At 55.2% G+C, this 6,107-nt stretch carries 12 protein-coding genes; all 12 read left to right on the top strand.

Translation table 11 applies throughout. The features are described from left to right. Positions 1 to 293, top strand: a 293-nt coding sequence (locus AKU79_RS15020) for an EF-Tu C-terminal domain-related protein (RefSeq protein WP_456238886.1), incomplete at its 5' end; no start/stop codon positions are given. Positions 294 to 372: 79 nt separating this feature from the next. Then, positions 373 to 681, top strand: coding sequence for a 30S ribosomal protein S10 (gene rpsJ, locus AKU79_RS15015; RefSeq protein WP_050521166.1), 309 nt, complete (start codon positions 373 to 375; stop codon positions 679 to 681). A 12-nt stretch (positions 682 to 693) separates the two neighbouring features. Next, a complete protein-coding gene (gene rplC / locus AKU79_RS15010; protein WP_082224062.1) occupies positions 694 to 1,539 on the top strand; it encodes a 50S ribosomal protein L3 in 846 nt (281 codons plus the stop codon). Beyond that, positions 1,529 to 2,149: a 50S ribosomal protein L4 gene (gene rplD / locus AKU79_RS15005; RefSeq protein WP_050524396.1), complete on the top strand. Its 621-nt coding sequence runs from the start codon at positions 1,529 to 1,531 to the stop codon at positions 2,147 to 2,149. Before rplC ends, rplD begins: the two co-directional genes overlap by 11 nt. Beyond that, positions 2,146 to 2,442 carry a 50S ribosomal protein L23 gene (locus AKU79_RS15000; protein WP_050524395.1) on the top strand — a complete coding sequence of 99 codons (297 nt, stop codon included), beginning with the start codon at positions 2,146 to 2,148 and terminating at the stop codon, positions 2,440 to 2,442. Before rplD ends, AKU79_RS15000 begins: the two co-directional genes overlap by 4 nt. 290 nt (positions 2,443 to 2,732) lie before the next feature. Next, positions 2,733 to 3,572, top strand: a complete 840-nt coding sequence (rplB, locus tag AKU79_RS14995; RefSeq protein ID WP_050524394.1) for a 50S ribosomal protein L2 — start codon at positions 2,733 to 2,735, stop codon at positions 3,570 to 3,572. 3 nt (positions 3,573 to 3,575) lie between these two features. Next, the gene (rpsS, locus tag AKU79_RS14990; RefSeq protein ID WP_050524393.1) at positions 3,576 to 3,854 is read left to right on the top strand and encodes a 30S ribosomal protein S19; all 279 of its coding nucleotides are present in this window, start codon (positions 3,576 to 3,578) and stop codon (positions 3,852 to 3,854) included. 3 nt (positions 3,855 to 3,857) lie between these two features. Beyond that, a complete protein-coding gene (gene rplV, locus AKU79_RS14985) occupies positions 3,858 to 4,238 on the top strand; it encodes a 50S ribosomal protein L22 (protein WP_050524392.1) in 381 nt (126 codons plus the stop codon). Next, positions 4,238 to 4,948 carry a 30S ribosomal protein S3 gene (rpsC, locus tag AKU79_RS14980; protein WP_050524391.1) on the top strand — a complete coding sequence of 237 codons (711 nt, stop codon included), beginning with the start codon at positions 4,238 to 4,240 and terminating at the stop codon, positions 4,946 to 4,948. The genes rplV and rpsC overlap by 1 nt, the downstream gene beginning before the upstream one ends. 12 nt (positions 4,949 to 4,960) lie before the next feature. Next, positions 4,961 to 5,374, top strand: coding sequence for a 50S ribosomal protein L16 (gene rplP / locus AKU79_RS14975; RefSeq protein WP_050524390.1), 414 nt, complete (start codon positions 4,961 to 4,963; stop codon positions 5,372 to 5,374). A gap of 243 nt (positions 5,375 to 5,617) precedes the next feature. Beyond that, on the top strand, positions 5,618 to 5,824 hold the full coding sequence (gene rpmC, locus AKU79_RS14970) for a 50S ribosomal protein L29 (RefSeq protein ID WP_050524389.1): 207 nt from the start codon (positions 5,618 to 5,620) through the stop codon (positions 5,822 to 5,824). Positions 5,825 to 5,837: 13 nt separating this feature from the next. Beyond that, complete coding sequence (gene rpsQ, locus AKU79_RS14965) at positions 5,838 to 6,071, top strand: 30S ribosomal protein S17 (RefSeq protein ID WP_022705625.1); 234 nt, start codon at positions 5,838 to 5,840, stop codon at positions 6,069 to 6,071. The last annotated feature ends 36 nt before the right edge of the window (positions 6,072 to 6,107 follow it).

The following is a 6,107-nucleotide window of genomic DNA, read 5'->3' as shown; positions in this document are numbered from 1 at the left end:
CGGTTAAGCCGCACACCAAGTTTGAAGCAGAAGCCTATATTCTGACCAAAGAAGAAGGTGGCCGTCACACGCCATTCTTTGCGAACTACCGTCCACAGTTCTACTTCCGCACGACCGACGTGACGGGCACCGTAGAGCTGCCGGAAGGCACCGAAATGGTGATGCCGGGCGACAACCTGAAGTTCAACGTTGAACTGATCGCCCCAATCGCTATGGAAGAAAAACTGCGCTTCGCCATCCGTGAAGGCGGCCGTACCGTCGGCGCTGGCGTGGTATCGAAAATTATCGCTTAATTATACTGGCAGAGGGGTCGGGCCCGGTGTTGCGAAACATCGGGCCTGATTTCCCGCCAAGCCTAAAGGGCACATAACTATGTCAAGTCAAACGATCCGTATCAGGCTGAAAGCCTTCGATTACCGGGTGTTGGATGCGTCCACACAGGAAATCGTAAACACCGCGAAACGTACTGGCGCCACCGTGCGCGGTCCGATTCCGCTGCCAAACAAAATTGAGAAATTCACGGTTCTCCGTGGTCCGCACATCGACAAAAAGTCGCGTGACCAGTGGGAAATCCGTACGCATAAGCGTCTTCTCGATATCGTCGATCCAACACCCCAGACCGTGGACGCGCTGATGAAGCTCGACCTCGCTGCCGGTGTTGACGTCGAAATCAAAGTATAAGGGGGGCATCAGATTATGCGCTCTGGCGTTATTGCAAAGAAGCTGGGAATGACCCGGCTGTTCCTCGAAGACGGCAAGCAGATTCCTGTGACCGTTCTTCAACTCGACAACCTGCAGGTTGTGGCGCAGCGTACGGCTGAACGTGACGGTTATACCGCCGTTCAATTGGGTGCTGGTTTGGCCAAAGCCAAGCGGACCACTGCTGCGATGCGCGGCCATTTTGCCAAGGCGAACGTTGAGCCGAAGCGTAAAATTGCTGAATTCCGCGTCACACCGGACTGCATGCTGGACGTGGGCGAAGAGATCATCGCTGACCACTATTTTGAGGGTCAGTATGTTGATGTTTCCGGTACCTCGATCGGTAAAGGTTTCCAAGGTGCGATGAAGCGTCACAACTTTGGGGGTCTTCGGGCGTCTCACGGTGTGTCGGTTTCGCACCGTTCGCACGGTTCGACCGGCCAGTGTCAGGATCCGGGCAAGGTTTTCAAAGGTAAGAAAATGGCGGGCCATATGGGTTCGGCACGTATTACCACGCAAAACCTGCAAGTTATCAAAACTGATAGCGACCGTGGGATCATCATGGTTCGGGGCGCTGTGCCCGGTTCCAAAGGTGGTTGGGTCACGATCAAGGACGCGGTAAAGAAAGCCGTTTCCGAGAACGCGATCTTCCCGGCGGCATTGCGTTCGGCAGCAGCAGTAGCGAAAGCTGCGGCTGAAGCGGCAGCAGCAGCGGCAGCGGAAGAAGAAGCAGCACGCGCAGCAGCTTTGGCAGCAGAAGCGGCAGCAGCCGAAGAAGCAGCGGAAGCAGCAGCAGCAACGGATGCTCCAGCTGAAGGAGGCGACAACAATGAAGGCTGATGTCATCAAGCTGGACGGCGGCAAAGCCGGTTCCATCGATCTGAATGATGCGCTGTTTGGTCTTGAGCCACGCGCCGACATCTTGCACCGTGTTGTGCGCTGGCAGCGGGCGAAAGCCCAAGCTGGTACACACTCGACGCTGGGTCGTTCGGACGTAAGTTACTCGACCAAGAAGATTTACCGCCAAAAAGGCACCGGTGGCGCACGTCACGGTGACAAAGGCGCGCCGATCTTCCGTCACGGTGGTATCTACAAGGGTCCGACACCGCGCAGCCATGCGCATGATCTGCCCAAGAAGTTCCGTGCGCTTGGTTTGCGTCACGCGCTTTCGGCCAAAGCCAAAGCGGGTGAGCTGATCATTCTGGACGCAGCAACGATGGCAGATGCCAAGACCTCTTCCCTTGCCAAAATGGTCAAGGAATTGGGTTGGAAGCGTGTTCTGATCATCGACGGTGCCGAAATTGACGGTAACTTCGCGCTTGCAGCACGCAACATTGAAACTGTTGATGTTCTGCCAAGCATGGGTGCAAACGTCTATGATATCCTGAAGCGTGACCAGTTGGTCATCACCAAAGCAGGTATCGAAGCACTGGAGGCTCGTTTCAAATGAGCGTGAAACCAAACCATTACGATGTGATCCGCAAGCCGATCATCACTGAAAAAGCAACGATGGCTTCTGAAGCCAATGCCGTTGTTTTCCAAGTGGCGATGGACGCAACCAAGCCAATGATCAAAGAAGCTGTTGAAGCTGTCTTTGGCGTCAAAGTGAAGGCCGTGAACACGACCATCACCAAAGGCAAGGTAAAGCGGTTCAAAGGGCGCCCAGGCGTTCGTTCCGACAAGAAAAAAGCCTATGTGACGCTTGAAGAAGGCAACACGATCGACGTGTCGACCGGTCTTTGATCTAGCATTCGTGCTTTGAAAGTAACGAAAGGCCCCTGCAAAAGCTGGGGCCTTTTGGCATGGCTGGGCTGCACGCGTCCTTGTGGCAAGGGGCTGCCAGCAATTGTCATGAAAACTTTGCCTAAATGCAGTAGTGGCACTGGACGCGGCGGGGGTTTTGACCTAAGACGCCCCATGTCAAACGGCCTCGGATTCGCTCCGGGGCCTTTGATATTGTTTTCGGGGACCTTCGGGGCCCTATAATCCGGGTCTGTATCAACAGACCCCCAAGCTAACGGAAGACAGAGAGCATGGCACTCAAGTCGTACAAACCGACGACGCCTGGCCAACGCGGGTTGGTTCTGATCGACCGTTCGGAGCTGTGGAAAGGCCGTCCGGTCAAAGCCCTTACTGAGGGTTTGACCAAGTCGGGTGGCCGGAACAACACCGGACGTGTTACAATGTGGCACCACGGCGGTGGGGCAAAGCGCCTTTACCGTATCGTAGATTTCAAACGCACCAAGCGCGACATGGCGGCGGTGGTTGAGCGGATCGAGTATGACCCCAACCGTACTGCGTTCATCGCATTGGTGAAATATGAGGATGGTACACTTAACTACATCCTCGCTCCTCAGCGTTTGGCTGTTGGCGATAGCATCATTGCTGGCGCTAAAACAGACGTTAAGCCGGGCAACGCAATGCCGTTTTCGGGCATGCCAATCGGTACGATCGTTCACAACGTCGAAATGAAACCAGGTAAGGGCGGTCAGATCGCTCGTGCAGCTGGTACATATGCGCAGTTCGTGGGCCGTGACGGTGGTTATGCCCAGATCCGTTTGTCTTCGGGCGAATTGCGTCTGGTCCGTCAGGAATGCATGGCGACGGTTGGTGCCGTTTCCAACGCTGACCACTCGAACCAGAACTTTGGTAAAGCGGGTCGTATGCGTCACAAGGGCATCCGCCCAACCGTTCGCGGTGTGGCAATGAACCCAATCGATCACCCACATGGCGGCGGCGAAGGCCGTACCTCGGGCGGTCGTCACCCGGTTACTCCATGGGGCAAAGGCACCAAGGGCAACCGCACCCGTTCGAACAAGACCACCGACAAGTACATCTTGCGGTCGCGTCACGCCAAGAAGAAGGGCCGCTAATCCATGGCACGTTCAATCTGGAAAGGCCCGTTCGTTGATGGCTACGTCCTGAAAAAGGCCGAGAAGTCACGCGAAGCTGGCAAAAACGAAGTGATCAAGATCTGGTCGCGTCGTTCGACCATTCTGCCGCAGTTCGTCGGTCTGACGTTCGGCGTCTACAATGGTAAAAAGCACGTTCCTGTAAGCGTGACCGAAGAAATGATCGGCCAGAAGTTTGGTGAATATTCGCCAACGCGGACCTACTACGGTCACGCAGCCGACAAAAAAGCTAAGAGGAAATAAGTCATGGGCAAGGCAAAAAATCCGCGCCGCGTGGCCGACAACGAAGCAATGGCTCTGGCCAAAATGCTTCGCACCTCGCCGCAAAAGCTTAACCTCGTTGCTGGTCTGATCCGCGGCAAGAAAGTTGACAAGGCTCTGGCCGACCTCACCTTCTCGAAAAAGCGTATCGCTCAGGACGTGAAAAAGTGTCTGCAGTCGGCTATCGCCAACGCTGAAAACAACCACGGTCTTGACGTGGATGAGCTGATCGTTGCTGAAGCATATTGCGGTAAGAACTTGACGTTGAAGCGTGGGCGTCCGCGCGCACGTGGTCGTTTCGGCAAGATCATGAAGCCGTTCAGCCAGCTGACGATTTTGGTACGTCAAAAAGGGGAGTCCGCATAATGGGTCAGAAGGTCAATCCGATCGGTATGCGCCTCCAGGTTAACCGTACCTGGGACAGCCGCTGGTTCGCGGAAAGCAAAGATTACGGCAACCTGTTGCTGGAAGATCTGCGCATGCGCGAGTTCATTCACAAAGAATGCATGCAGGCTGGCGTTTCGAAAGTTATCATCGAACGTCCGCACAAAAAGTGCCGTGTGACCATTCACACCGCACGTCCGGGCGTTATCATTGGCAAAAAAGGCGCTGACATCGAGACGCTTCGCAAGAAGCTGACCGTGTTCACCGACTCTGAATTGCACCTCAACATCGTTGAGATCCGCAAGCCGGAGATGGATGCCAAACTGGTTGCTGAATCGATTGCACAGCAAATGGAGCGCCGGGTATCTTTCCGTCGTGCCATGAAGCGTGGCGTTCAGAACGCGATGCGCATGGGGGCCTTGGGCATCCGTGTGAACGTGGCTGGCCGTCTGGGTGGCGCTGAAATCGCGCGTACCGAATGGTACCGTGAAGGCCGCGTTCCATTGCACACGCTGCGGGCTGACATCGACTATGCACACCACGAAGCAACCACTGCTTATGGTATCATCGGTGTTAAGGTTTGGATCTTTAAAGGCGAAATTCTTGAACATGATCCACAAGCGCATGATCGTCGTCACGCCGAGGCACAGGAAGGCGCTGTTCCGCGTCAACCGCGCCGCGAACGCACGTAAGGGAGCAAAACAATGCTGCAACCTAAACGGACTAAGTTCCGCAAACAGTTCAAAGGCAAGATCAGCGGCGAGGCCAAAGGCGGCTTTCTGTTGAACTTCGGTACCTTTGGCCTGAAAGCAACCGAGCCAGAGCGTGTAACTGCACGTCAGATCGAAGCTGCTCGTCGTGCGATCACCCGCCACATGAAGCGTCAAGGCCGTGTTTGGATCCGTATTTTCCCGGATGTTCCAGTATCGTCCAAGCCGACCGAAGTGCGGATGGGTAAAGGTAAAGGTTCTGTCGATTATTGGGCAGCCAAGGTTAAGCCTGGCCGCGTCATGTTTGAAATCGACGGCGTCTCGGAAGTGATTGCACGCGAGGCCCTGCGCCTTGGCGCGATGAAGCTTCCAGTCCTGACCCGCGTCGTTCAGCGCGAAGATTGGTAAGCAGGGTGCGCTGAAGCACACCCTAGACATGAGGCCCCGCTGGAAACAGCGGGGCCTTTTGGTTTCGCGGCTAAGCAGGCAAGGACGAACTATCTGAACTTGGGTCTTGCCCTTCGGGTGGCATCCCCCTATACGGACCCATCCAACGAATCTGGGCGACCGGATTCGTTGGTTTGTCATTGACTCCACTGGGCAAAGGGTAACCCTAACGGGCCCTCCGGTGATGTAGAAAAGGAACGGCGCATGAACGCCACTGAACTAAAGGCGAAAACGCCTGACCAGCTGCGTGACAGCTTGGTCGCGTTGAAGAAAGAAGCATTCAACCTGCGTTTTCAGCAGGCCACTGGCCAGCTTGAAAACACCGCGCGTATGCGTGCCGTCCGTCGTGACGTTGCACGTATCATGACGGTATTGAACCAAAAGGCGGCTGAAGCCGCCGCAGCGAACTAAGGGGGCCTGAATTATGCCAAAACGCATCCTGCAAGGCACCGTAACCGGCGACCAGAACAACCAGACAATCACTGTATCGGTTGAGCGTCGCTTTAAGCACCCGCTGTTCCACAAGACCGTTCGTAAGTCCAAGAAGTACCGGGCGCACGACGCAAACAACCAATTCAAGGTTGGTGATACTGTTCGTATTGAAGAGTGTGCGCCAATTTCGAAAACGAAACGCTGGACGGTGGTTCTGGACGCGTAAGCGTTCTGCCACCCAAAGCCCATTTACGAAACCCTG

This window comes from Pseudorhodobacter wandonensis (genome assembly GCF_001202035.1).
In the GTDB taxonomy this organism is placed as follows: Bacteria; Pseudomonadota; Alphaproteobacteria; order Rhodobacterales; family Rhodobacteraceae; genus Pseudorhodobacter; species Pseudorhodobacter wandonensis.
The sequence above is the reverse complement of the archived record's forward strand: the minus strand, read 5'-3'. Positions and strand labels throughout refer to the sequence as shown.